This window comes from Ferrithrix thermotolerans DSM 19514, from assembly GCF_900128965.1.
Lineage (GTDB): Bacteria > Actinomycetota > Acidimicrobiia > Acidimicrobiales > Acidimicrobiaceae > Ferrithrix > Ferrithrix thermotolerans.
This window is the reverse complement of record NZ_FQUL01000014.1, coordinates 59418-59740: the sequence shown is the minus strand read 5'-3', so window position 1 is coordinate 59740 and position 323 is coordinate 59418. Positions and strand designations below refer to the sequence as shown.

The 323-nt window shown below is 51.4% G+C and carries 1 protein-coding gene; it reads left to right on the top strand.

Annotation, left to right across the window (positions count from 1 at the left end):
* The coding region (locus tag BUA24_RS12790) for a hypothetical protein (protein WP_218587421.1) at positions 1-310 on the top strand (310 nt) is incomplete at its 5' end.
* Positions 311-323 lie beyond the last annotated feature (13 nt).

Here is a 323-nt window from a genome sequence, read left to right as displayed (position 1 = left end):
CTTTCTCGAGAGGGCCTCTTGGCTCTGCTGGTTGATTATCTTGCGCCACTTAGGTGATCTGGGACGAAAAGAGTCCCTCTCGTCGCAACAGCGCACCCTTTCCTCCCTAGAGACAGGCGTCGTACTCTTTCAAGATCCTCGCCTTGTAGCTCGGGGAGAGCACTCGTCTTGTTGCCTTTGGTGGGAGGGTCACCTCTTTGGTTGTTTTGTCTTCCACCGTTTCATCGTAGGTAGCCATGTGAACATCTCTGCCTTCTCGCCCTCATTAATTTATTTTTCAAGCCGCGCACACACTGATACTGAGACATAGGGAAAAGACCTGA